The organism is Paenibacillus sp. TAB_01 (assembly GCF_043945595.1).
GTDB lineage: Bacteria > Bacillota > Bacilli > Paenibacillales > NBRC-103111 > Paenibacillus_S.
In genome coordinates this window covers 131,764-155,855 of record NZ_JBIFNP010000001.1, presented here as the reverse complement: position 1 = coordinate 155,855, position 24,092 = coordinate 131,764, and the positions used below count along the sequence as shown (strand labels likewise).

21 protein-coding genes and 1 pseudogene are annotated in these 24,092 nt (G+C 51.1%); 5 read left to right on the top strand and 17 right to left on the bottom strand.

The genetic code is table 11. The features are described from left to right. Nucleotides 1–14: 14 nt before the first annotated feature. The gene (locus tag ACHHV8_RS00810) at nt 15–1,664 is read right to left on the bottom strand and encodes a YhgE/Pip family protein (protein WP_395155903.1); all 1,650 of its coding nucleotides are present in this window, start codon (nt 1,662–1,664) and stop codon (nt 15–17) included. A gap of 275 nt (nt 1,665–1,939) precedes the next feature. On the opposite strand from ACHHV8_RS00810, the gene ACHHV8_RS00805 reads away from it, so the two are divergent. Next, nucleotides 1,940–2,554 carry a DUF975 family protein gene (locus ACHHV8_RS00805; protein ID WP_395155901.1) on the top strand — a complete coding sequence of 205 codons (615 nt, stop codon included), beginning with the start codon at nt 1,940–1,942 and terminating at the stop codon, nt 2,552–2,554. A gap of 92 nt (nt 2,555–2,646) precedes the next feature. Here ACHHV8_RS00805 and ACHHV8_RS00800 read toward each other — a convergent pair whose 3' ends face one another. The 3 genes from ACHHV8_RS00800 to ACHHV8_RS00790 all read right to left on the bottom strand — a co-directional run bounded on the left by ACHHV8_RS00800 (nt 2,647) and on the right by ACHHV8_RS00790 (nt 6,624). Continuing rightward, complete coding sequence (locus ACHHV8_RS00800; protein WP_395155899.1) at nt 2,647–3,240, bottom strand: sulfite oxidase-like oxidoreductase; 594 nt, start codon at nt 3,238–3,240, stop codon at nt 2,647–2,649. A gap of 113 nt (nt 3,241–3,353) precedes the next feature. Beyond that, nucleotides 3,354–5,582 (bottom strand): PAS domain-containing protein, encoded by a 2,229-nt coding sequence (locus tag ACHHV8_RS00795; RefSeq protein ID WP_395155897.1) that lies wholly within the window; start codon nt 5,580–5,582, stop codon nt 3,354–3,356. A gap of 73 nt (nt 5,583–5,655) precedes the next feature. Continuing rightward, on the bottom strand, nt 5,656–6,624 hold the full coding sequence (locus tag ACHHV8_RS00790) for a Gfo/Idh/MocA family protein (protein ID WP_395155895.1): 969 nt from the start codon (nt 6,622–6,624) through the stop codon (nt 5,656–5,658). A gap of 134 nt (nt 6,625–6,758) precedes the next feature. On the opposite strand from ACHHV8_RS00790, the gene ACHHV8_RS00785 reads away from it, so the two are divergent. Continuing rightward, nucleotides 6,759–7,343: a hypothetical protein gene (locus ACHHV8_RS00785; protein ID WP_395155893.1), complete on the top strand. Its 585-nt coding sequence runs from the start codon at nt 6,759–6,761 to the stop codon at nt 7,341–7,343. A gap of 94 nt (nt 7,344–7,437) precedes the next feature. Here ACHHV8_RS00785 and ACHHV8_RS00780 read toward each other — a convergent pair whose 3' ends face one another. The 4 genes from ACHHV8_RS00780 to ACHHV8_RS00765 all read right to left on the bottom strand — a co-directional run bounded on the left by ACHHV8_RS00780 (nt 7,438) and on the right by ACHHV8_RS00765 (nt 11,622). Next, entirely contained in the window at nt 7,438–8,457 is a 1,020-nt protein-coding gene (locus ACHHV8_RS00780; RefSeq protein ID WP_395155891.1) for an aldo/keto reductase, read from the bottom strand. 160 nt (nt 8,458–8,617) lie between these two features. Next, on the bottom strand, nt 8,618–10,225 hold the full coding sequence (locus ACHHV8_RS00775; RefSeq protein WP_395155889.1) for an anti-sigma-I factor RsgI family protein: 1,608 nt from the start codon (nt 10,223–10,225) through the stop codon (nt 8,618–8,620). Next, nucleotides 10,218–11,033 (bottom strand): RNA polymerase sigma factor SigI, encoded by an 816-nt coding sequence (gene sigI / locus ACHHV8_RS00770; protein WP_395155887.1) that lies wholly within the window; start codon nt 11,031–11,033, stop codon nt 10,218–10,220. The genes ACHHV8_RS00775 and sigI overlap by 8 nt, the downstream gene beginning before the upstream one ends. Before the next feature lie 160 nt (nt 11,034–11,193). Continuing rightward, nucleotides 11,194–11,622, bottom strand: coding sequence for a hypothetical protein (locus ACHHV8_RS00765; RefSeq protein WP_395155885.1), 429 nt, complete (start codon nt 11,620–11,622; stop codon nt 11,194–11,196). Nucleotides 11,623–12,019: 397 nt separating this feature from the next. On the opposite strand from ACHHV8_RS00765, the gene ACHHV8_RS00760 reads away from it, so the two are divergent. After that, entirely contained in the window at nt 12,020–12,229 is a 210-nt protein-coding gene (locus tag ACHHV8_RS00760) for a hypothetical protein (RefSeq protein WP_395155883.1), read from the top strand. 261 nt (nt 12,230–12,490) lie between these two features. Further along, nucleotides 12,491–14,455 (top strand): glycoside hydrolase family 15 protein, encoded by a 1,965-nt coding sequence (locus ACHHV8_RS00755; RefSeq protein WP_395155881.1) that lies wholly within the window; start codon nt 12,491–12,493, stop codon nt 14,453–14,455. 189 nt (nt 14,456–14,644) lie between these two features. Here the strand turns inward: ACHHV8_RS00755 and ACHHV8_RS00750 are convergent, their stop codons facing one another. From ACHHV8_RS00750 to leuB, 5 genes are all read right to left on the bottom strand, one after another. Further along, entirely contained in the window at nt 14,645–15,373 is a 729-nt protein-coding gene (locus tag ACHHV8_RS00750; protein ID WP_395155879.1) for a polymer-forming cytoskeletal protein, read from the bottom strand. Between the two features lie 25 nt (nt 15,374–15,398). Beyond that, nucleotides 15,399–16,025, bottom strand: coding sequence for a YhbD family protein (locus ACHHV8_RS00745; protein ID WP_395155877.1), 627 nt, complete (start codon nt 16,023–16,025; stop codon nt 15,399–15,401). A gap of 186 nt (nt 16,026–16,211) precedes the next feature. Beyond that, nucleotides 16,212–16,595: a glycine cleavage system protein GcvH gene (gene gcvH, locus ACHHV8_RS00740; RefSeq protein WP_395155875.1), complete on the bottom strand. Its 384-nt coding sequence runs from the start codon at nt 16,593–16,595 to the stop codon at nt 16,212–16,214. A 159-nt stretch (nt 16,596–16,754) separates the two neighbouring features. Continuing rightward, nucleotides 16,755–17,303, bottom strand: a complete 549-nt coding sequence (locus ACHHV8_RS00735; protein WP_395155873.1) for a peroxiredoxin — start codon at nt 17,301–17,303, stop codon at nt 16,755–16,757. A 217-nt stretch (nt 17,304–17,520) separates the two neighbouring features. Beyond that, the gene (gene leuB, locus ACHHV8_RS00730) at nt 17,521–18,600 is read right to left on the bottom strand and encodes a 3-isopropylmalate dehydrogenase (RefSeq protein WP_395155871.1); all 1,080 of its coding nucleotides are present in this window, start codon (nt 18,598–18,600) and stop codon (nt 17,521–17,523) included. A gap of 245 nt (nt 18,601–18,845) precedes the next feature. Between leuB and ACHHV8_RS00725 the strand changes: the two genes are divergently transcribed. Then, a complete protein-coding gene (locus ACHHV8_RS00725; protein WP_395155869.1) occupies nt 18,846–20,033 on the top strand; it encodes an aminotransferase-like domain-containing protein in 1,188 nt (395 codons plus the stop codon). A 245-nt stretch (nt 20,034–20,278) separates the two neighbouring features. On the opposite strand, the gene ACHHV8_RS00720 is transcribed toward ACHHV8_RS00725, so the two are convergent. From ACHHV8_RS00720 to ilvB, 4 genes and pseudogenes are all read right to left on the bottom strand, one after another. Then, nucleotides 20,279–20,404, bottom strand: coding sequence for a YjcZ family sporulation protein (locus ACHHV8_RS00720; protein WP_395155867.1), 126 nt, complete (start codon nt 20,402–20,404; stop codon nt 20,279–20,281). A 203-nt stretch (nt 20,405–20,607) separates the two neighbouring features. Then, complete coding sequence (gene ilvC, locus ACHHV8_RS00715) at nt 20,608–21,600, bottom strand: ketol-acid reductoisomerase (RefSeq protein ID WP_395155865.1); 993 nt, start codon at nt 21,598–21,600, stop codon at nt 20,608–20,610. A gap of 144 nt (nt 21,601–21,744) precedes the next feature. Further along, a complete protein-coding gene (ilvN, locus tag ACHHV8_RS00710) occupies nt 21,745–22,233 on the bottom strand; it encodes an acetolactate synthase small subunit (RefSeq protein WP_395155863.1) in 489 nt (162 codons plus the stop codon). Further along, a pseudogene (ilvB, locus tag ACHHV8_RS00705) lies at nt 22,230–23,971 on the bottom strand (biosynthetic-type acetolactate synthase large subunit). Before ilvB ends, ilvN begins: the two are co-directional and overlap by 4 nt. Between the last annotated feature and the right edge of the window lie 121 nt (nt 23,972–24,092).

Genomic DNA, 24,092 nt, shown 5'->3' with positions numbered 1-24,092 from the left:
GCGCCGCGACGGCTTCATGCACCCTTGTGCGGATTTGCGGCAGATCCTTTTGCAGAGCGTCCAGGCCGCTTTGCATGAACTGGATGCCTGCAAGGGCGTCCTGCAGCGCCGCCTTCACATCCGGCAGCTTCCCTGCTCCCGCCTTCAGCACGTCGGCCGTTTTCACGGCGGCAGCTTGAAGCTCCTTGATCGCCCGGGTGATCGCCGGAGCAATTTCCGTATCGTAGCTGCCAATCAGGCTGCCTAAAGCGCCGCTCGCCTCCTTGGACAATGTATGCAAGCGGTTCGACCAGCCCCTTGGCCGGCTTTTCTCCTTGCTGAACGGCAGTGATAATAGCCCGGAGCGTCCGGGCCTGCTCGTTAAAATTCGTGCCTATCGCGGTCAATCGGCTGATCGGTTCCTGCAAAGGCTCGCCGGGCAGCATGGAATTCAGCCTTGCCAGCAAATCGGCCTGCCGTTCCAGCACCGCTGCCGCCTTAGTCAGCCGCTCTGCGACGAAGCCTGCCGCTCCCAACAGCGGCTTGGGATCAATGTCGGCATTTTGCAGCTGCTCCGTTATTTGTGTTACTGCATCTGCAGTCTGCTGCATCAATATCAAATTTTGCTTAACGACAGGGATCATGGCTTGAAAGGCTGCATCGTTGTTCTGCAAAAATTCGCTGAGCCGTCCCGCCAGTTCTCCTCCGTTAGCCGCAATCGCCTCCAGCTTCGGCAGGGACTCCAGTGCGGTCGTTACTGCGCCATTTAACTTACGGGCGTCGTCAATCGCCTGGTTTAACACCGGTCCCGCCTTATCTGCATTGGCATCCAGCTCCGCAGCGCGGCTGACGATTCTCTGCAGCTCCGGCAGCTTCTCCTGAATCACCAAAACCTCCTCGGCAGCCTCCTGAATGCGCGGCCAGCGTTCGTCCACCTTCAGAATCGCTTCCCCCGCCCGATCGATTTCGGGAATAAGCTGCTCCAGCTGCACGATTTTCTCGCCTTTTTCCCGGATGGCGGGCAGCTTTTGCTCAATTTCCAGCGCTTTGCCGCCAATTCCCTCGATTTCGGGCAGCCGCTGCTCCAGCTCCAAGATGCGGCTCTCGATTTTCCTGATCGTCGGCAGCTGCTGCTCGAATTCCACTCCGAGCTCTTTCATTCGAGCCAGCACGGTCTCGCTGACCGTCTTTATAAAATTTTCGCTGATCTGGGTCGTCACATTCGTCGCGCCTTTATCCGTAATTTTGGGCGCTACCGCATTGAGCTTTTCATTGACCGTATAAATAATTTCCGGCTTCTGGGCGCTTCCATCCAGCACACTCGCCAGCTTACGGGAGAAATCCGCAGGAATCAGCAGGCGCGCATAATAGGTTCCCTGCTCGACTCCGCGCAGTGCCTCCGCGTCATCAATGAAAACCCAGCCGAGCTGATGGTTATTATGAAGGCCGGCTACGACCTCGTTCCCGATATTCAATGCCTTTCCTTTAACGGTGGTTCCTTCGTCCAAGCTCGTCACGGCAATTTGAATGCCGGAAGTATTGCTGTACGGGTCCCACATTGCCTTCAGATTAACCCAAGCATAAACCGAAGGCAGGACGGCCAAAGCGATCATTAGCAGCAGCCCGGTCGGCACCCTGGCAATATTGAGCAGATCCGTTCGATAAATGCCGATTATTTTTTTCATTCCGCACTCACTCGATTTCTTCATTTATTGTTTAATTTAACCTTAGTACCCTTTTATCATTCGACAGAACCAAGCCAGCCGTCTTGTTAGACTTCAATAAATTAAAGCTCCGCCCTCCTGGCAAATGTCAATAAATAATAAAGTTTTACTATAATTAGGAAAAAAGTATGTTGTTTCACAAAAGGGCACCCATTATTATGGTAACATGTGTAAAAATGAGTGCTTTCTACAAATTTCGGCACTTAGCAAAATCAAAATTTGGAGGTTTTTGTCCCATGGTAAGCTCTACCCAAATTCGCCAGACTGCAAGAGACAGTCTGCGAAACAACTGGCTTCAAGCCGTTGCGGTTACACTGATTTACTGCCTTATTTTTATTGTGATCGGCTTCATTCCTTTCCTCGGAGAGATTGTCACCTTCGTTATCGCCGGTCCCCTCATTCTCGGTTTCTATGTCTACCATCTGAAGCTAATTCGCGGCGAAAATCCGGACGTCAGCCTTCTGTTCAGCGGGTTTAACCAGTTTCTCCAAACCTTCGTTCTGTATCTGCTGACCAGCATTTTTATATTTCTGTGGACGTTGCTGCTGATTATCCCCGGAATTATCGCTTCACTGCGATATTCCATGGCTTACTTTATCATGAACGACAATCCGGGAATGACTGCCGTGGAAGCCATCCAAGCCAGCAAAACGATGATGGAAGGGCATAAAGCGGACCTGTTCGTGCTCTCTTTAAGCTTTATCGGCTGGATCCTTCTCGCGGTACTGACACTCGGTATCGGCTTCCTGTGGCTGATCCCGTACATGGCGACTTCCATAGCCGCGTTCTATCAGAATATTAAGGATGACTCGTACTTCTCGCCTAATTACTCCGACGGAGTTCCTATGTGAGCAGTTAGTCGCCTGACTATAGCGTGACAGCTAAAAAAACCGGGCGCGCCTGTGGCGCTCCCGGTTTTTTGGGGTTTATTCGTTCAGTCTAATTAATCAAAATCGTAGCGCTGCTCAGCCCACGGGTCTCCATACATATGGTACCCGTTGCGCTCCCAGAAACCCGGCTTATCCTTCTCCATAAACTCCAGACCGCGCAGCCATTTGGCGCTTTTCCAGAAATACAAATGAGGGACGACAGCCCGTACCGGATAGCCGTGCTCGGGGCTCAGCGTCTGGCCGTTGTGCTTCAGGCCAAAGAAAGACGTCTCCCGCAAAAAATCGTCCAGCGGCAGGTTGGTCGTCCATCCGTGCTCCGCATGAAGCATGACAAACCTCGCTTCAGGCTTCAGCTTCACCCGCTTCATGACTTCACCGACGGCGATGCCTTCCCACACGTTGTCCAGCCTGAACCATGTCGTTACACAATGAATATCATTCGTAAATTCCCGCTGCGGCAGCGCAGTAAACTCCTCATAGGTTAACGTGACTTCCTCTTCAACCAGCCCGAATAACCGAAAATTCCAGGTGCTCAAATCGTTATAGTAAGGAACGCTGCCATAATGAAGAACGGGAAAGCCCTCCGTCAGCGTCTGTCCCGGCGGAACCCGGCCTCCGGCATGCTCCCTCGTATCCATTTCTCTCATACCCATCAGCCTCCTCTGCCGCTATAGCAGCTGTATGTAAAGGAATGCGGGCGATTGAACCGGCCAGTCCCAGAATAACCGGGAATTCACAGCGGCCGCAGCCCGTACCTATATTATATCCCTACGGCCGTTGACTCTACCAAATTATCCTTGGGTACCGGAAACCGGACCTCTACCGTCGTTCCGACATTCACCTGGCTTGTAATCGACAGGCGGCCCCCATGATGCTCGATGATCCTCCGGCTGACCATCAGCCCAAGCCCCGTGCCGCCTTCCTTCGTTGTAAAGAACGGTTCCCCGAGCCGGGACAGCTGCTCCTCAGGAATGCCGCACCCCTGATCCACGATCCGCAGAACAATCTGATCCTCTGCCGGGTCCGCCGTCAGCTCCAGTACAATCAGGCCCTCCTGGTTCATCGCTTCAATCGAATTTTTCAAAAAGTTTATGATGACCTGCTTGATTTGATTCGGGTCGCAATGAACCAGCGTCTTGGCGGCGCTGCACTTGAATTCAATGGCAATGCTCTTCATGACCGCTTGAGCCGCAATCAGGGCGGATACGCCTCCGACCAGCTCTTGCAGATGAACCGGGCGCAGCTGAACGGACTGCGGCCGGGACAGCATCAGCAGCTCGCTGACAATCAATTCGATCCGCTCCAGCTCATCGTTCATAATTAACAAATATTTCGGTATTTGATGATCCGCGTTCTTCATCAATTTGATAAATCCCTTCAGCGCTGTAAGGGGATTGCGGATTTCATGCGCGACGCCTGCGGCCAATTGCCCGACGACCGACAGCTTTTCCGAATTGCGCAGGAACTCGTCCTTCTTCTTCTGAACGGTCACGTCCTTAACCAGCACATAGCAGCCTGCAAGCTGCTGGCGGATAATGATAGGAGCCGGTGTAATCACCAGATCCAGCACCGCGCCCTCTTTATGGTGAATCCTCATTTCATAGGAATCCTGAGCATTTCCCTGAATCAGCAGCCGGAACTTCGCATCCGCTTCCGCCAAATCCGCAGGATAGACAAGCTCGCTAAAGTGCATGGCCAGCAGTTCTTCCGTGAGGTAGCCTGAAATTTTCTCGGCTGCCGGATTGACCGAGGTAATATAGCCGTCCAAATCCAGCGAAATAATAGCGTCCGAGCTGTATTTTTTGAGCGACATGTAGCGGTCGGCCGACTCTTCCAGCTGCTGCAGCATTTTTTTACGCTCCGTAATGTCCTGCAGAGTGCCTACCATGCGCTCCGCTTTCCCCTGCTCATCAACCATCACGATGCCTTGAGTATGGACATGCTTTTCAATACCTGCAGCGGAAATAATGCGGCATTCCAGGTTATACGGCTCTCCTTCCAGCGCCCTGCGGATCGAATCCTGAAGCAAGTCCTTATCCTCCGGATGGACATACTGAGGCAGCAAAATCTGCCTGCCGGACAGCGGTGCCGAGTGAAGGTCAAACACTCGCAGAAACTGCTCCGACCAGACGACCTCATCGGAAAGGATATCCCATTCCCAGCTGCCGATGGAGGCGATGTTTTGCGCTTCCGCCAATTTTTTCTCGCTGCGGATCAGCGCCTGCTCCGTCAAAGTCCGCTCCGTAATATCGCGGCCGACGCCGATAATCTTCTGCACCTCGCCGAGCTCGTCGCGGATAAACTTCAATGTCGTCTCAAACCATACATAACGGCCATCTTTATGCAGCACGCGGCAGGTAAACTTATCGATATCTTCAAACTGCCTCGCTGCCACCGCTTGGACATCGTCGGGATGAAAAATTTCAAACTGGTGCCGTCCGATCATCTCCTCAGGTTCATAGCCCAGCAAGCTGCGAACCGAAGGCGACACATACTCGCAGATTCCCGTAGGGGAATTGCAGGTGATAATATCGATAGCATGCTCCAGGATGGTTCGCTGTCTGTCCTCGGTTAAAAAATCGTCTCCGGCGGATGGCATCTCCGCCTTCCTTTCCAGGAATATCATGCTCAGCATGACAGGAGAGCCTTCCTCGTCCAACAGAGGGGACATCGTCAAGGATACCGCGATAGCCTCACCGGAACGGCTTATGCAGTGAATCTCCGCCGTTTGTCCGATGCTCTGTCCAGCGCTTTCTTCGGGGGCAAAAGCTTGACGTACGCAATGGTCGAACCGTACATCATCCCCCGCGCACAGTAACGACCGGGCGGATAAGGAAAGCAGCTCCTGTTCCCTGTAGCCCAGCAGCGCGCACAAGGCTGGATTGACCTGTACCCATTGTCCCTCTCCCGTTGCCAGGGCCATACCTATAGGCGATTGCATAAAGGCTTGCTTGTAAAATGTATTGTAATCTGGGTTCAACGGATTCAAGCTGCGAAAAGCCTCCTTTTATCCTGTCCAATCTCTCTCTAGTTGTACCTTCTACCTGCGGGACAGCTTCCGTTCATGGGCAAGCAAGCTCTCCGCCGCCCGACGCAAGGGCAGTCAGCCTCTCAACCAATAAATGCGAAGGCAGAACCCGGTCCGCCCGAATGAGACAAGCCTCCGGATCCTCCAGACAATCAAGAAAATGCCGGACGGCGCCGGCAAAGCCGCGGCGATGAAGTATCGTATCCCAGCTGCCGAAAGAAGCATGGCTCGGCAGGGCTCCCTGCTCCGACCAAACTCCAGCCTCCATGTTCACCACTTCTGCGGAACGGCTGCCTCCGTGAAGCTCCAGCTTCTCGAGATCGCTGCCCGCTCTTCGCACCATGCTGAACTGACCGGTGCCTCCGCTTCCGTCGCCGTTCGTAAAGACGAGGCTGCCCGCTCCCAGCAGCAGCTGCTTCTCCGCGTTGGCGTTCTGGACGTACTGCAGCTCTCCATACTCATCTCCGCCCAGCCAAAGAAGCAAATCCAGCATATGAATCAAATCGTCATATAACGTGTGCATGGCGCTGTGAAGCTGCAGCTTCGTTCTATGCTTCTGGACAACGCACAGCTCAAAGCCGCCTGCCGCCTCCAGCCAGGCCTTTGCCTGCACGTACATGGGGGCAAATCGTCGGTTAAATCCGACAGCCAGCAGCTTCTGTTGTTCAAGCGCATACGAAGCCAGCGCCTTTGATTGTTCATAGCTGTAAGACAAAGGCTTGTCTACATAGACCGGCGTTCCGTGCCGAAGGCAGGACATGACAATATCGAAATGCGTTTCCGTAGGACTGTGCACGAATACGGCGTCTAGTCCCTCTTCAAGCAGGGATTCGACAGATCTGTGCCGTCCGGCTATCCGGTATTGCTCGGCGATCCGCTGTACGGTCGATTCCGTCCTGCTGCTTATCCCCGCCAGCTCTACGTGCGGATCGGCTGCCAGCAGAGGCAGATAAACCTTCTCAGCAATATCGCCGAGCCCGATGAGCCCTATTCTTTTTTTCATGGGAACCCTCCGTACTTACAAAAAATTGACATGACTGAAATCGACAATTCTCTTTAATATGCCGCTGTCCTTATGGTAGAATAGGATATTGTAAGTTTTATTATTTTGCATTCAATCTGGGGGAGCGCCTTCTCATGTTCAGAAAACAATATTGGATCTTATTCGGCTCCGTTCTTGTCTTTATCGGCTTGATCTTAGCCGCCATTGCGCTGCAATCGGACCTTTTCCTGTATGCGGCCAGCGGGCTGCCGCTGATCATCTTTTACGTGCTGCCGGATATTAAGCAGCATCAATTCATCCGCATGAATAAGGACCGCGGCAAAGTCAAGCTGGTACAGCAGAATAGCGGCGACGAGTCGTTCATGATTCTTTCATTTCAACCGGACTTTATACGTTGGGAATGCAGCAAGCTGTACTTTCATTTAAACGATATTTTGACCGATGTTCCCGTAGCATCGCCATCCTCTGGTCCCATCGAGGCGTCTATCGCGGTGCTGCCCTTCGATCTTTCCGCCCATCGCAGAAAATCCGGATGGATTGGCGTCAATCTGGAGCAGCTCGTTCAGCGCACAGCTAAACTGTCTTACACGACCGATGAAATTACGCGTCTAGTCATTAGGACCCAAGACCTGGAATCCGTCGCTCTGGACATGGTCGCTGCTTCCAAGCCGGCGGCAGTAAGCAAGAGTAAGAACAAAAGCAAGAGTATCTCCGCTTAATGCGTGCTTCTGTGTACCCATACAACCGTCTCGCCCGTATAACGCGCGAGACGGTTTTTTTATCCTTCAGAAGACCCAGATTGACTGCAGTTAATTAGCTGTAATAAGAAGCCGCCGTTTCTTGTACGACCTGCTGCATAGGCAGATGGTACGGACACTTTTGCTCGCACAACGGTTTCTCCTTACAGGGCTCATAGTCGGCACAGGAGGTAATACTTTCTTTCTGCTTCTCGAAGAAACCGTGTCCTTTGGGCAGCAGGCCGAGCGTTTTACGAATTTGGCTTGAAATCATAATATCCGGAATTTTCACATCGATGGGACAGGAGCAATAATTGCAGCGCCGGCAGTTATGGCCGCCCAAATCATGCGCCAGCTGCACCAGCTCTTGACGTTCCTCCGCTTCAACCTCATGGTCCATGGCTGCCAGATTCTGCTTCACTTCATCGACACTGACCATACCGGAAATAATTACGTTTACATCCTGGCTGTAAGGATACCGAATCGCCTTCTCAACCGGCTGAATAAATCCGCCGGACAAAGGCTTCATGGCTACTTTCCCCATCCCCAGCTTCGTCAATGCCGGAATCAGCTCATCCGTGGCGAACGGTTGGGCCAGGTTCAAGTGAAACAGCACCTGATCGAACTGTCCTTTGGCGATCCATTTCGTCAATAAATCCGGCCGGTGACCGGTGATTCCAATAAACCGCACCTTTCCTGCAGCCTTCATCTCCAGCGCCGCTTGGTAGGCTCCGTTGTCAGCCATCGCCGCTCTAAATTCATCGACATAATTCACATAGTGAATCTGCAGCAAATCGATAACATCCGTTTTCATTCGCGCAAGACTGCGTTCGATTTCTTCCTTTGCGGAGGCGTAGTCCCGCTTGTTCGTTTTGGTGGCCAAAAAATATTCCGAACGGCGGTGTGAAATGCTTTGCCCGATAATTTCTTCGCTGTTCCGATAGCCTGCAGCCGTATCTATGTAGTTAATACCGTTATCCAGAGCGTAATTCAAGGCCGCATCGGCCTGCTCGAACGGTACGCCGGGCAAATTCATCGCCCCGAAGCCTAATGCAGACACCCGGCAGCCCGTCTGTCCAAACATGCTGTATCTCATGGAATATATCCCCTATTCGCTTAGTATCGAAATCCTACTTTCCCTCTCAACTATTCATTATTTTATCACAAGACAAGGACTGCGTCATGAGAGCGTTTCAAAAAAAACGATAAAAAAATGCACAGCAGCCAAATATTGGTCCGCTGTGCCCTTGATTTTTTTAAGATTTTCTAAACCAGTCGAAAATATGTAGTCGGTCTGTGTCCGCAGCCTGGACAGGTGCTTTTGTTTTCGTTTTCTGTTCCAAATTTTGCACCGCTTCATCCTTTTTCCGGTCATCGGATGATTTATTGTCTTTATCCTGCTGCCTACTGCGGTTGTTGTCATTCTTCTGGTCGTCTTTATTAGAATTGTCCGTGCGCTTACCGTCCTGCTTATCATTATCTTGCTTATCATTATCCTGCTTGTCGTCATCTTTCTTGCCGTTATCTTTCTTGTTGTCGTTCTTCTGATTGTTCTGGTTGCTCTCATTCTTCTGGCTGTCGTTCTTCCGGCCGTCGTCCTTGTCGGCCTCATTTTGCTTGTTATCATTTTTCCTGGGGTCGTTGCGGTTATCGTCGTCCCCCCGGCCATCGCTCTTCTTATTGTCGTCATCCGAATCGTCATCCTTATTACTCCCTGGACGGGCATTGCCGGGCGCTGTTACTCCCGGCTTGCTGCCGCCCGGCATAATATGATCGGACGAAGGTGTATTCGGTTTGGACGGGAACCTGCCGTTATCTTTCTTGTCGTTATCTTTCTTATCGTCGTCTTTCTTGTTGTCATCCTTTTTATTATCGTCTTTTTTATCTTTAGAGTTATTCGATGAATTAGTGCTTCCTGTGCTTCCGGTCGTACCGGAGCCAGGTTTTATCGGATTGTTCCTGCCGTTGCTGTTCCCCTTACTATTGTCTTTGTTAGATTTTTCTTTTTTCTTCTCCTCGAGCTTTTTATCCAGCTCACCCGATTTCTCTTCCTCAACCAGCTTCTTAAAGGTATCCTTGTTCGGCATTTTCGCCGGCTGCACAATGTCATCCTTGCTATCCTGATGTTCCTTCACGAATTGATGGACCGATTCTTTCTTCAGGTCATCGATGGTTATAGGCACGCCGTTGCTTTTGGCGTTCAAGTATACGGAATATTTACCCATTGAGACACCTGTTTTGCTTGCTTCTTCACGCACTTCCTGCGGGGCGGCAAAAGCCTCCACCTGATAGCTGCTCACTTGATCTGGATGCGTCGTCTTGATGTGATTGGTTACCTGCTGCCGTAGCTTTTCAGCAATTTGCTCGTCATTGAGCTTCGCATTGGCATTGACGACGGAACTAGCAATGACAATGTCCGCTTCTCCCTTGGCCAGCGACTTCTGTTCCGCTTTGTCCAAGAGGGAAGCTGTTACGGATTCCATTGGTTTTCCTTTGTAATCGATGGCCTGAATCAAATCGGAGCCATCATCATTCAGACCGCGAAGCTCGAGCACCTGCTCTTTCTCATCAATCCCCATTTCAATGGATGGATTGATATCCAGCGACACGTAGGCAACGACCTCGGAGCTGCCCATTTTGCCTGCAAAGCTGGCGAATACTACCAGGCAGAACACGACCGCCGCAACGACTGCGGACCGGCCGGCTACAGACGGACTGCGCCAATTGACGCCAGCGTCAGCGTATATAATTTCCTCGCCGATTTCGCAGGAGCGATTTCTGCGGGAAATACGGTCGAACTTGCCGTCCTGACGCATAACGATGATGCTTTTGTCCGTCATCTCCATGACGATGCCTTTATTCATTGACTTCCCTCCTTTCCGTAAATTCTTCATCCTCTTTAATATATAGATAGTCCCGAAGATAAGGAAAAGGCCCGTTGTATATTAATGCGACGGCAATAATAAACTTGCGGTTTCTCTCCAGCGTCTTGCGGGATACCTTGACGAAATCAAGCAGCTCCTTGATCGGAAGCATCCGTTTGGTCAGCATAATCCGCATCAAATTGTAGTCTCCGGACAGCTGTTTGCCTATCACAAACAACGCCTGCCGGGAATCGCTATGCTTTGGGGAACCGTCGACCAAATCGGAGAACTGGATGCCGAATTCGGCCAGGCACCGGTTTAATTCTGTAATTTCGCTCCTCCGCTCCTCCATCCCCTTCTGTTTCTCGTATTGCTCGATCGCCTGGTGGATTTCCACCGGATTGACGACATTATCCTCTTCATCCTCCACGTCGAATTGACTATAAGGAATTTGCTGCGAGAATCGCTGCTCCTTGCGGACATAGTCAATTAACCGGCGCCGCATAACCTGCTCGGCAAATCCGAGAAAGGAGCGGCCCGCTTGCGGGGAAAATTGGTTTATCGCTTCATTAAAGGCGCCTAGGGCGATACTAAACTCATCATCTCTTGCCGGGTCCACATATCTTTTGCAAAATCGGCTTGCTACCTTCGCAACGTACGGCTGATAGTCCGTAATAAACTGGTTGCGCAGGCGTAAATCACCCTCTTGAATCCGAATCACTACTTGCTCCGGTGTTTGTGAATCCGATATTTCAGGGTGGGAAGACTGACGTTTTCCAAGAAATTTCTTAAATAAAACGAGCAGCATCGTTCCACCTCACACTATATTTTTTCGCTGTCATCATGTTGAATACGGGGGTCGGGTCAGGCTACCGTTCATATTATATCACAGGTGATAGCTGGAAGGCCCGCCGGCCCTCTTACAAAGAAACGACGCCCCGAAAAAAAGAGACGTCGTCACAATTCCATTATGTCAAGCCGCGCATGCTTTTCTTGTTCTTTAGCTTACTCTTACGCTGGCTCAGGATGTTGAGTCGCCGCTTCAGCTGCTCCTCCCATTCGACATCGCCTATCGTCTTCGCGACCATCAACAGGTCCAGAGACATATCAATTTGACTGCGCACAACCTCCAGAGGATCCTCATCCTCATGATTGACACAGTTTTCATTTAATTCCGCATCACTGCGGTTATCCACGTATTCCTGAAAATCCACTTCCGTCGCGCCGTCGCCATGCGCATATTCGGCCAAAATCTCATACTCGCTTTCAACCAAATGGTGCACCTCCACCCGGTGACAAACCGGACAGAACAACAACGGAACATTGTGGATCTGGGTTCGTATATGTTTTAAGGTTCCCTTCGTCCCAATCATACTGGCGCCACAGCAAAAACTCATCAATCACGCCTCCTTCAAGGATAAACGGCTTCTTCATTCTCACCAGGCCCGAGGCGTTCAGCTGCCGTCAAAGCAAAGGCTGAGAACGGATTGCGTTGGTCTAAGGCAGGCCAGATATGCCATACAGCATACCTGGGTCTGCATAAATAGCGATTCCATATGTATTCGACCTGACCCGGCGAAAATCCTCTTTTTTTGTCGCAGGAATATGCAGACAATTCCTTCCTCCCCTCCGCTGCGCGTCTTCCCGCTCTTTTAAGCAGGCACGCCCGAGTAAGGCCTTATCCATCCTATGAGAGCAGGCCCCTACTTTATGATGGCCGTGTAATTCTAATCCTGCACTTGGCGGCATAAGCTGAAATAAATCGACGTATTTCGAAGGGAGAGGGTAAGTTCAATGAAGTATATTTCCATTGGTTGCAAGCAGATCGCTTTTGTCAGCTATGATGACCAATCCTCCCAAATCCGCATCCAGTACCATACCGGTCAAACCGAGATTTGTGACGGGATTAACCAGGATCAGGTTCAGCGGCTGCTGCAATCGGATAACCCGTATGATTTGATCATGCACTGGACCCAGCGCCCGCAAATCGCTCCTCAGGCTTAATATGCCTCCAAAGGCTTGGCCGGCATCCCGCTCACCATCTCCGCTCTCGGGTGGAGATTTATTTTTTATCCCCTCATTTACAAGTATAGTTCTCGCAAAAGGGGTAATAGTAGAGTTATAGACTTCTTTTTCATCATAAATTGAAAAAATTTTCAAAACAGCGCCTGAGTATCCGTTTTCATGCCTGGGGCCGGGATTGACCGTCCAGGAAGAAAAAGGTACTCTGAATGATAAGGTTAGACTGTAAAGGATGTGGTTGGATTGCCAAGACATTTAGTCATCGGAAACGGAAAGTTTTTGATCAACTTAGATGATCACACGTACATGCGAGATTTGTATTATCCTTATGTGGGACAATTAAATCATGTCGGCGGGTACCAATGCAGAGTCGGACTATGGGTTGACGGGTCCTTCTCCTGGCTTAGCGATCCGGAGTGGCAATTTCAGCTGTCCTATGTGGAAGATTCACTGATTACGGAAGTGACCGCAACGCATCCCCGTCTGGGCATTTCCTTATTGATTAATGATGGAGTGCATCAGCGGGAGGACATCTATTTAAAACGCGTCCAAATTCATAACGAATGGGACACGGTGCGCGAGGTGCGCGTCTTCTTCAATCAGGACCTGGTGATCAATGAAACCGAGGTCGGCGATACGGCCGCTTATTACCCCGTCAACAATACCGTGTTTCATTATAAAAAAGATAAATACTTCATGTTCAGCGGCAGTACCGGCCCTGAAGGTGTGCATCAATATACGACTGGCGTCAAACGCTTCTACAATGCCGAAGGCACTTGGCGCGATGCGGAGGACGGCCATCTGATGGGCAACGCGATTGCCCAGGGCTCTGTTGACAGCACGATCAGCTTCAGGCTGCACGTGCCGCCGAAATCGAATGAAACGATGTATTACTGGATGACCGCAGGCAAAAATCTGGAAGAAGTCAAAAAGCTCGACGCCTACGTCAAAGACAGCCATCCCGGCAACCTGCTGGACCGTGTGAAGATTTACTGGCAGCGCTGGGTAAACAAATCGGAGCGCAACTATGGGGATTTGACTCCCGAGATGATCCGCATGTATAAGCACAGCCTGCTGATCGTCCGCACGCAAACGGATGTCAACGGCGCCATTATCGCCGCCAACGACTCGGATATTATGCAGAGCAACCGGGATCATTACAGCTACATGTGGCCACGGGACGGCGCTTTGATCGCATATGCCATGTCCAAGGCCGGATATCAAGGCATGATTACCCCATTTTTCCAATTTTGTGCGAATGTGCTGTCGCCGGAAGGCTATCTGCACCACAAATACAATCCCGACGGAACCGTCGGTTCCAGCTGGCATCCATATATTCACGCAGGCAAAACGCAGCTGCCGATTCAAGAGGATGAAACGGCTCTCGTGCTGTTCGCCCTGTGGCAGGATTTCCAGAAGCATGCCGTCATCGAGCTTCCCCAAAGCTTGTACCGCAAGCTGATCCGGGGCGCAGCCCGCTTCATGTCCAGCTACATCGAGCAGGATCTGAACCTGCCGAAGCCGAGCTACGATCTGTGGGAGGAACGGTACGGCATCTACACTTTCACCGCTTCAGCGGTATACGGCGGTCTGATCGCCGCGGCGAACTTCTGCAATCTGTTCGGCGACGAAGAGCGCAGCAGCAGGTACCGCCATACGGCGGAGCGAATCAAGGCCGGTATCCTCAAGCATTTATGGGACGAGGAAGAGAAGCGCTTTGTCCGCGGCCTCTATTTCGAGAACGGTCAATGGGTCAAGGACCGCACCTACGAGAGCAGTGTCTACGGCATCTTCGAATTCGGCGTGCTGCCGGCGGATGACGAACGGGTTGTCAGTACGATGCAGGCCAATAAGGAGCGGCTGACCATCAAAACCGAGGTCGGCGGCGTCGCGCGTTATTACCATGACTATTACTTCCAACGCTCCTCCGATATTGAGAACATTCCGGGCAACCCGTGGATCATCTGTACACTGTGGATTGCCGAATGGGAAATCGAGTGCGCCAAAACGCTCGCCGATCTGGAATCGCCGAAGCGCACGCTGGAATGGGTCGTACGGCATGCTATGGAGAGCGGCGTTCTGCCGGAGCAGCTGGACCCGTTCGACGGCGGACCGGTGTCCGTTGCACCGCTTACCTGGTCTCATGCCACTTATGTATTGACCGTTGTTAAATATATGGAGAAGTTCAACAAGCTGCAGAGCAAGTAAAATAAGCTTTGCTTTTAAGAAACCCCCACAAAGTGGGGCCTATGCTTCGAAGCAGACTCAGGTACTTTGCGGGGACCCCGAAATTATAAATTCTGGCAAGAAAAAAAGGATCGTATCCCATCCGCTGGGTACGATCCTTTTCCTTTATTTTTGCTGTTCCGACTTCCGTCCATCGGGCGGCCTGTATGCTCAAATCTGCCGGCTATTCTGGATTCTGGCGCCTGGGTCCGCTTCAAGCGACTGCTTATACTCGACGAGCTCGATCTCGCAGCCGGGACCGAGAGTGACGCGATTGCCGCGGACAACCTTAGCCGTTGTCAGCTCCAGCACGATTTCATCGCCCTCAATGACATCCGCGTACAAATGCTTCGCGGCAAACTTGGGCAGAAACGGATTCAGCAGTGTGGAAAGGCCGGACTTGGGACGTACCGTAATTTTCTCTCCGCCAATCTCTTGGGCGCGGCAGGAAAAGTACATCGTCACATCGACCACTCCCGCATTCAACAATCCTTGAATTTGGAAGCCTCCTTTCGCTTCGAACGTTTCCGCTTGACAGTCGCCTTCAATGGTGGCCCCGCCTTCAAGGCGGATCGTTTCGCCCGCGGCCTGCCCTTTAATTTTGATATTCCCCTTTACCTTAAGCTCGTCACAGGCCAAGCTGCCGTCTATGGAGCTTTCCCCGTTCACTTTTAACCGTTTCGCTTCTACAGCCCCGCCAATCCGGGCGCTTCCGTTAATTTCCGCTTCCTCCGCCTTCAAACCGCCTTCCAGCTCGCCGCGTCCATTAATGTGAAGCAGCGTGCATTCCACGTCTCCGTGAACCGTGCCGTCCCCGTTAATTTTCACCTGGCGGAAGGAGCCGCCAGAGGTTGTTCCCTGCCCGTTAATGATCTGATCGCGCTTTTTTTCCTGTTCCATCGTCCATTCCCTCCGTATCTATTATTTAGCCCAGCTTCATCTTAAGCTGTTCAATGCATTCGGCCGCAGAGATCGAAGCCACTACCCGTATCTTCGGTTCGAAATAAAGCTCGCTCGGGCTCGAAACGAGAAGAAAGCCCGATGCGCCCATTTTTCTAAAAAAGACAACCGTACACGGTTTTCCTTGAAATTTGGGGTAATGCTCCTGCAGCGTATGAAGCAATCCCTTCCCTTCCTCCAGCGTCATTTCCCCGGTCTGCAGCAGCCTGTCGAGAATGTACATACTGAGTACCGCTTGAAATCCATATTGGCTGCTTACGCCGATCTGCTCCATATAAAAGCCGAGCGCTTCTATTGAAACAATGTTTCGTTCTTCAATCTGCAGGCTGGTCAGTGAAAGCTCGTTCACATTAGGAGAAAAAACATCTGCCAGCTCATCCAGCGACAAATCCTCCTTCATATTGACGATCTTATCGATTCTGGCCAAAATGCTCCGTTTCGGGAAAAAGGTTTCCTGCCCCGTAAAGGTGGACTTGCGGATAAACCAATCCTCCGGGATTAAATTTTTTCGTTTCCAACGGTACAGCTGACCATACGAAATCCCTGTCAGCTCCAATAAGTCTTTCTTCGATATTAAATCCTGGTCGTTCATGACGGGATTGCACCTCCTGATGCACATATCGTAACATAACACTGTTACGTTGTAAATAGGTGTATTTCGCTGCATACCTTTCCGAACGATAACAAGCTCTAACATAAAAAAGCCCTTCCCTGTCAGAACGGCTGTTTATACCGTTTGCTTCAGGAAGAGCTTTGTCCTACTTCTTGCGGTCTGATTTTATTCGTGTCCGTACGTGTCCCGGTACCGCTCGGCATCCCAGAGCTGATCCAGGTCGGCCGCTTGATCCGGCTCCAGAATGATCATCCAGCCGTGCTCATACGGGGACAGATTGATCACGCCGGGGTTATCCTGCAGTTTCGTATTCACCGATACGACCTTGCCTGATACCGGAGCGTACATTTCGGATACGGTCTTGACCGACTCCATGCTGCCGAACGGCTCGCCCGCTTTCAAATGGTCTCCCACCTGCGGCAGCTCTACAAACACGATCGTCCCCAGCTCTTCCTGAGCGAAATCGGTCATGCCGATGATAGCCCGTTTTCCTTCTACGCGAATCCATTCATGGTTTTCGCTGTACTTCAAATGATCTAGCACTTCCATGGATCGGTCCTCCTGCATCTCTTAATCGTCATCTATGTATGGCGGTTCCTCCCTAAACAGGAAAAATCCCTCTAGCTGCAGTATAGCAGACCGGAGGGATTTTTTGAAATGCGCTTGCTTTTGGATAAAAGCTATGGCACAAGTTCGGGTTCTAGCTTCTTAGTTCGCAACCAGATGCTTGTCGCCTTTTTTCCAGTTCATTGGGCACAAGCCGCCGGATTGCAATGCTTCCAGCACGCGGAATGTTTCTTCTACGCTGCGGCCAACATCGTTGTGGTTAACAACTTGGTATTTCAATTCGCCTTCTGGGTTGATGATGAACAAACCGCGAAGCGCGATACCTTCTTCTTCAATCAATACGCCGTAGTCACGAGCGACTTTCTTAGTCAAGTCAGCTCCCAATGGGAAGTTCAGCTTGCCAAGACCGTTGCTGTCAACCGGTGTGTTGATCCATGCACGGTGGGAGTGGATGCTGTCTGTAGATACACCCAATACTTCTGTGTTCAATTTCTTGAACTCTTCATAGTTTTCGCTCAGAGCGGTAATTTCCGTAGGGCATACAAATGTGAAATCAAGCGGATAGAAGAACAATACCAACCATTTGCCTTTGTAGTCGGACAAAGATACTTTGCCGAAATCTACGCCGTTACCTGCTGCTGTTTCCAATGTAAAATCCGGTGCTTGTTTACCTACCAAACGTTCTGCCATCTGCTTATTTCCTCCTTTAATTGAGTAGAATTCTCAATTAGAATGGTACCATTGGCTACTTTTAAAGTCAAGATTAAAATTATTATTAATTTATAATTATTATAATTTACAAAATTAACGCTATTTATTGTTCATTTTATAGAATAAATAATGAAGACCCTTAATCATCCGATTAAGGATGTTAAAGAGTCTTCATCATGGTGCCTGCAATTATAGCTTATTTACGAATCGCGTTTACGATCAGATCGCCCATAGCGGTCGTACCGATCGCTTGGCTCTTATCTACTGCGATGTCACCTGTACGGTGGCCTGCATCCAGCACTTCCTTTACCGCACGCTCGATAGCTTCCGCTGCATCGTGGTAGCCGAAGGTCAAGCGGAACATCAATGCAACCGAAAGAACGGTAGCGATTGGGTTCGCGATGCCTTGGCCCGCAATGTCAGGAGCAGAGCCGTGTACCGGCTCGTACAAACCGAACGCGCCTTCGCCCAAGGAAGCGGAGGACAGCATCCCGATGGAGCCTGTCAGCATAGCCGCTTCGTCGCTCAAAATATCGCCGAACATGTTCTCCGTTACGATAACGTCGAAGCTGGACGGACGGCGAAGCAATTGCATTGCACAGTTGTCCACCAATACGTGCTCCAGCTCAACGTCCGGATAATCCGGAGCAATACGGTTAACCGTTTCTCTCCACAGACGGGATGTTTCCAATACGTTCGCTTTGTCAACGGAAGCCAGACGCTTGCTGCGGGTTTGAGCGATTTCGAACGCTTGACGCACGATGCGCTCTACTTCCTGTACGTTGTACACGCAAGTATCGACAGCCTCTTGTCCGTTAGCTCCTTCGCGGCGGAATTTCTCGCCGAAATAAATGCCGCCGGTCAATTCACGAACCACGATCAGATCCGTTCCTTCCAACACTTCAGGCTTCAGCGTAGAAGCATCCTTCAAGCAGTCAAAAATAACCGCAGGGCGGATGTTGGAGAACAAGCCCAATGCTTTACGAATGCCGAGCAGCCCAGTTTCCGGACGAAGCTCTTTCGAATTGTTGTCCCATTTCGGACCGCCAACCGCGCCAAGCAGAACCGCATCGGCACCTTTACACAGATCAAGCGTTTCTTGAGGAAGCGGCGTTCCCTTCTGATCGATGGCGATGCCCCCGAACAAGCCGTGCTCTGTTTCAAAACGGTAGCCGAATACTTCTTCCGTCTTCTTCAATACTTTCTCCGCTTCAGCAATTACTTCAGGACCGATACCGTCGCCCGCGATGACGGCGATTTTCTTCACTTCTGCCATGTCGTTCATTCACTCCTAAAAATAGTATTACCTCCTTTGTACCATATTTGTCCCCGTATGACAAAGATATAAAATCTATCATCATCATAGGAATAAACTATAAACTAAGGCTGCGGTCCTAAGATATTCCGATGCCCGAAACAGTGTCGAATAAGGTTGTTTTATCGAATTTAAAGGATTAAAATAAGCTTTATGTGAACTCAATCCCCCCTTATAAGGATAAGGAACGATAAAGGAGCTTATGTATGGAATACCGATTCTCCAGTACGATGGACAGCTTCAAATCCTCGGCGGTCCGTGAAATTTTGAAACTGACGCAGGGCAAGTCCATTATTTCCTTGGCCGGCGGCCTGCCTAACGAGCAATATTTTCCGATCGAAGCGGTAAGAGACGCGTTCTCCCGCGTATTTGACCAAGGCAAGCAAGTGCTTCAGTATGGCTTGACGGAAGGCTACACTCCATTGCGCGAGAGTATTGCCAAGCATCTGGAGCGTAAAAATATTCATGTCGGCATCGACGACATGCTGATCACTACCGGCTCGCAGCAGGCGATCAACCTGCTTACGAATGTAATGATCGATCCCGGCGACGTCATTCTGGTGGAACGCCCTACTTATTTGGCGGCGATTCAAATTTTCCAATCGTATAAAGCCAAAATCGTGTCGGTCGATTGCGATGCCGACGGCATGGATCTGAACGACCTGGAGCGGAAAATCAGGGAGCACAAGCCGAAGATGGCCTATGTCATCCCGACCTTCTCCAATCCGTCCGGCAAAGCCTGGAGCCTTGAGCGCCGTAAAGGCACGCTCGACATCTGTAAACGCAACAACGTGCTTATCCTCGAGGATGATCCGTACGGAGAACTCAAATTCGGAAGCGACGAAGCGTTCCCTTCCATTTTCTCGCTGGACGAGCATCCTCACGGAAGCTGTGTTGTATATACCAGCACCTTCTCCAAAATCGTCGCTCCTGCGCTTCGCACGGGCTGGGCGATCGGCGATCCTACGGTCATCCAGAATATGACCCGCACCAAGCAAGCGGCCGATCTGCATTCCAGCACGATGGATCAGCATGCGCTGCATCAGTTGTTCGAGCATTTTGATCTGTATGCCCATATCGATCTGGTGCGCGGGGAGTATGAGAAGCGGATGCATCAGATGGTAGATCTGCTGAAGCAGCACAATTGGCCCGGCACCCGCTGGATCGAGCCGAAGGGCGGCATGTTCATCTGGCTCGAGCTGCCGGCTCATATCGATACGGAGCAGCTGCTGAAGCAGGCCGTTCAAGAAGGTGTCGCCTTCGTTCCGGGCGCCAGCTTCTTCGCAGATAACCCTGAACGCAATACAATGCGTCTGAACTTCACCCATACCGACTACGAGCAGATGGTAGAAGGCTTCGAACGGCTGAACCGCGTCATCCGCCAAGCTCTGTAGGCTTGTCTGCTTCTTGCTATAATAAGGGCCCCCTGCCGGGGAGGCCACTGAAAAAATCATCGTTTCGAGTACGGAGCTTTTTACGATCACTGTCGCCTAGAGGACAACAGCGATCGCTTCCGCACTCTCCGCTATTTTTCAGTGGACTCTCCCATCGGCCGGGGTCCTGCTTATGCTGCTGTATAGATACCGCCGCTTGAAACCGACTGGTTTGCAGGCCTGCGTATCAACTCAAACTTAGGTGACTACGCCAAGAATCCTCTAGTCACGATAACCAACAAAATGAAAAGAACCAGAATCACACCTGTGCTAGTAAACGCACCGCCAAAACCTCCACATCCAGCTCCAACGCCAGCTCCAACAAAACCCATAGATCTCATCTCCTTTCTCCAAGGAACTAATGTATCGTATGTCGCAGTGCCGGGGAAGGTTTGGGCATAGAGCGTAAAGGGGCATTTGACCTAGAAATACGGATATCCCTGAACGGCAAAAACCCCGGATCCCAGCTTCGTATGAGCTGAGTATTCGGGGTGTTTTGGTGTTTCTATTTTATTATCCCAAGAGGAATAAACAATTACTTCTTGATCCAATGCATCATTTCACGCAATTGAGCGCCTGTTTGCTCCAGCGGATGCTCGGATTCCAGACGGCGTGTTGCTGTCAAGAAAGCACGTCCGGATTGGTTCTCCAAGATAAAATCGCGAGCGAATTTACCTTGTTGGATATCGGACAATACTTCTTTCATTGCTTTCTTCGTTTCTTCAGTAATGATACGAGGACCTGTTACGTAGTCGCCGTACTCAGCTGTGTTGGAGATGGAATGTCTCATTGTAGCCAAGCCGCCTTCATACATCAAGTCAACGATCAGCTTCAGCTCGTGTAAGCACTCGAAGTAAGCCATTTCAGGAGCATAGCCTGCTTCAACCAATGTTTCGAAGCCCGCTTTAACCAGTGCGGAAGCACCGCCGCAAAGTACAGCTTGCTCACCGAACAAGTCAGTTTCGGTTTCTTCGCGGAACGAAGTTTCGATAACCCCTGCGCGTGTGCAGCCGATCCCTTTGGCATATGCCAAACCGATAGCTTGAGCTTGTCCCGTTGCATTTTGGTGGATAGCGATCAATCCAGGCACGCCAAAGCCTTCAACGTATACACGGCGAACCATGTGACCAGGGGATTTTGGTGCTACCAGCAATACGTCTTTATCGGAAGACGGATTGATTTGGCCGAAGTGAACGTTGAAGCCGTGGGAGAACATGATTGTAGCGCCTTGCTTCAGGTTCGGCTCGATTTCATTATGGTATACGCTTGCTTGCGTTTCATCCGGCATCAGGATTTGAACGACATCAGCCAATTTCGTAGCTTCTGCAACGGAGAAAACTTCAAAGCCGTCGTTTTTAGCTTGCTCGAAAGATTTACCTTGACGAAGACCAACGATAACTTTCAGACCGCTGTCACGCAGGTTTTGCGCTTGTGCATGTCCTTGGCTTCCGTAACCGATAATTGCAATTGTCTTACCTTTCAGTACGCTCAAATCAGCATCTTTTTCATAATACGTTGTAACTGCCATGGATAATAGCTCCTCCTTTATTTTAAAAACCCTGTGAGTGGGCGATGCAGCGCACCACACTCCGGCTTGTCCCTGAGGTCATTCGTTGCATCCCCCACTCACAAAGGTAATTTACGCTAATAATAAATGCAATGAACCATTAACCTACTTAACGGAACCGCGGGTCATCGCCGTGGCGCCCGTTCTGGACAGCTCGCGGATGCCGTAAGGCTTCAGCAGCTCAACCATCGCATCGATTTTCTCGGAGTCCCCGACAACCTGCACGATCAGCGAGGAAGGACCGATATCGACGACGGCCGCACGAAACGTTTCAACGATGCCCAGCACTTCGGGACGCGCGCTCGGCTCGGCATTTACTTTGATCAAAGCCAGCTCGCGCGCTACCATCGGATTGGCGCTCAAATCGACAACCTTGATCACATCAATCAGCTTATACAGCTGCTTGGAAACCTGCTCCAAGGTTTTATCGTCACCCGTTGTCACGATAACCATACGCGACAGACCGGCTTCCTCGGATTCGCCTACGGTAATGCTCTCGATGTTGAAGCCGCGGCGTCCGAACAAGCCGGACACCCGCTGCAGCACACCTGGCTGATTATTGACTAAAACGGAAATGGTATGTTTGTGCATCATTCCGAATCCCCCATTATCATTTCATCTATCGTCGATCCTTGCGTAACCATCGGGTATACATTCTCACCCTTGCGGACTACAAATTCGACGAGAACCGGACCTGGGGTATCCAGCGCTTCCTGCCACGCTTGACGCGCTTCTTCTTTGTTCGTCGCTCTCAAGCCTTTTACGCCGTAAGCTTCCGCCAATTTGACGAAGTCCGGGCTGCCGGCCAGATCGATATGGCTGTAGCGGTTATCATAGATGATTTCCTGCCATTGACGAACCATGCCTAGCACCTGATTGTTGATAACGACGATTTTTACAGGAATTTTGTTAATGGCACAGATTGCAAGCTCCTGAGAGCACATTTGCATCCCGCCGTCGCCGTTGATCGATACAACCAAACGGTCCGGATGAGCTACCTGCGCACCGATCGCCGAAGGGAATCCGAAGCCCATCGTGCCTAATCCGCCGGAGGTGATCCAGGAACGCGGATGGTTGAACTTGTAATATTGCGCCGTCCACATTTGATGCTGTCCTACGTCCGTGGATACGATCGCTTCGCCCTTCGTCGTCTCGTGGATCATTTCGATAACGTATTGAGGCTTCAGCTCGGTATCCGAGTCCTTATAGCGAAGCGGACGGTTCTTCTTGTTCTCCTGCACCTGCTTGATCCACGCCTCGGACGAAGCCGGCTTCACCTTTTGTACGGCTAGCTGCAGCACCGCCTTCACGTCGCCTACACATGGGATCGTCGCTTCGACGATTTTGCCGATTTCCGCAGGATCGACATCGATATGAACGATTTTCTTCGCTTTCGGCGCGAAGCCGTTCACCTTCATCGTCACACGGTCATCGAAGCGCGCGCCGACTGCAATGAGCAGATCGCAATTTTGCAGCGCATTGTTCGCCGTGAATTCGCCGTGCATCCCCGGCATGCCCAGCCACAGCTCGTGAGCGCTCGGGAACCCGCCCAAGCCAAGCAGCGTCGTCGTTACCGGAATGCGTGCCTTCTCTACAAATTCGAGCAGCTCCTTGGAAGCGTCGGCGTAAACAACACCGCCGCCGGCAAGAATGACCGGACGTTCCGATTCGGCAATAGCCTCCAGCATCCGATCCACCTGCAGCTTATTCGGCTGAACGGTCGGATGGTAGCCGCGAATATCTACCGATTCCGGATAGTAGAAAGGCGCCGTGTCGTTGGAGACATCCTTCGGAATGTCGATCAGAACCGTCCCTTGCGGCCGGTGTTCGCAATATGGAACGCCTCTTTAATGATACGAGGCAGGTCCTTCACATCGCGCACCAGGTAGCTGTGCTTGGTAATAGGCATCGTGATGCCCGTAATATCCGCTTCCTGGAAAGCATCCGTTCCGATCACAGAGGTGGCCACGTTACCCGTAATGACAACCAATGGCACCGAATCCATATAAGCCGTTGCGATACCGGTAACCAGGTTGGTCGCCCCCGGGCCGGAGGTAGCGATGCATACGCCGACTTTGCCTGTAGAACGGGCATAGCCGTCAGCTGCATGAATAGCTCCTTGCTCATGGCGGGTCAGGAGGTGTTTAAAATCCGGATTCCCGTGCATGGCATCGTAAATATATAAGACCGCTCCGCCAGGATAGCCGAAGACGCAATCCACGTCCTCCAGCAGCAAACTGCGCAGCAGCATTGCAGATCCTGTAATCACATCCGGTTGAAGCAGTTCCTTGCGCAGTTGTTCTCTTGACTTTTGTGTGGTTTGAACGATCATGATATTTCCTCCTCTCGAAAACTAAAAAACCCCTCTCATCCCAAAACGCCATAAATGACGTCTGAAGGGACGAAAGGGGTTAATCTTCCGTGGTACCACCCAGAGTTTGTTATATGCCTCA

Bases quoted from the DNA above. Each gene is read 5' to 3' on its own strand.
- sigI (WP_395155887.1), bottom strand. From the start codon at position 11,033: ATGCTGCTCGTTTTATTTAAGAAATTTCTTGGAAAACGTCAGTCTTCC.
- ACHHV8_RS00765 (WP_395155885.1), bottom strand. From the start codon at position 11,622: ATGAGTTTTTGCTGTGGCGCCAGTATGATTGGGACGAAGGGAACCTTA.
- ACHHV8_RS00785 (WP_395155893.1), top strand. From the start codon at position 6,759: ATGTTCAGAAAACAATATTGGATCTTATTCGGCTCCGTTCTTGTCTTT.
- ACHHV8_RS00720 (WP_395155867.1), bottom strand. From the start codon at position 20,404: ATGGGTTTTGTTGGAGCTGGCGTTGGAGCTGGATGTGGAGGTTTTGGC.
- ACHHV8_RS00750 (WP_395155879.1), bottom strand. From the start codon at position 15,373: ATGGAACAGGAAAAAAAGCGCGATCAGATCATTAACGGGCAGGGAACA.
- ACHHV8_RS00780 (WP_395155891.1), bottom strand. From the start codon at position 8,457: ATGAGATACAGCATGTTTGGACAGACGGGCTGCCGGGTGTCTGCATTA.
- ACHHV8_RS00725 (WP_395155869.1), top strand. From the start codon at position 18,846: ATGGAATACCGATTCTCCAGTACGATGGACAGCTTCAAATCCTCGGCG.
- leuB (WP_395155871.1), bottom strand. From the start codon at position 18,600: ATGGCAGAAGTGAAGAAAATCGCCGTCATCGCGGGCGACGGTATCGGT.
- ACHHV8_RS00810 (WP_395155903.1), bottom strand. From the start codon at position 1,664: ATGAAAAAAATAATCGGCATTTATCGAACGGATCTGCTCAATATTGCC.
- ACHHV8_RS00775 (WP_395155889.1), bottom strand. From the start codon at position 10,225: ATGAATAAAGGCATCGTCATGGAGATGACGGACAAAAGCATCATCGTT.
- ACHHV8_RS00735 (WP_395155873.1), bottom strand. From the start codon at position 17,303: ATGGCAGAACGTTTGGTAGGTAAACAAGCACCGGATTTTACATTGGAA.
- ACHHV8_RS00790 (WP_395155895.1), bottom strand. From the start codon at position 6,624: ATGAAAAAAAGAATAGGGCTCATCGGGCTCGGCGATATTGCTGAGAAG.
- ACHHV8_RS00760 (WP_395155883.1), top strand. From the start codon at position 12,020: ATGAAGTATATTTCCATTGGTTGCAAGCAGATCGCTTTTGTCAGCTAT.
- gcvH (WP_395155875.1), bottom strand. From the start codon at position 16,595: ATGGAAGTGCTAGATCATTTGAAGTACAGCGAAAACCATGAATGGATT.
- ACHHV8_RS00800 (WP_395155899.1), bottom strand. From the start codon at position 3,240: ATGAGAGAAATGGATACGAGGGAGCATGCCGGAGGCCGGGTTCCGCCG.
- ACHHV8_RS00805 (WP_395155901.1), top strand. From the start codon at position 1,940: ATGGTAAGCTCTACCCAAATTCGCCAGACTGCAAGAGACAGTCTGCGA.
- ilvC (WP_395155865.1), bottom strand. From the start codon at position 21,600: ATGGCAGTTACAACGTATTATGAAAAAGATGCTGATTTGAGCGTACTG.
- ilvN (WP_395155863.1), bottom strand. From the start codon at position 22,233: ATGATGCACAAACATACCATTTCCGTTTTAGTCAATAATCAGCCAGGT.
- ACHHV8_RS00745 (WP_395155877.1), bottom strand. From the start codon at position 16,025: ATGAACGACCAGGATTTAATATCGAAGAAAGACTTATTGGAGCTGACA.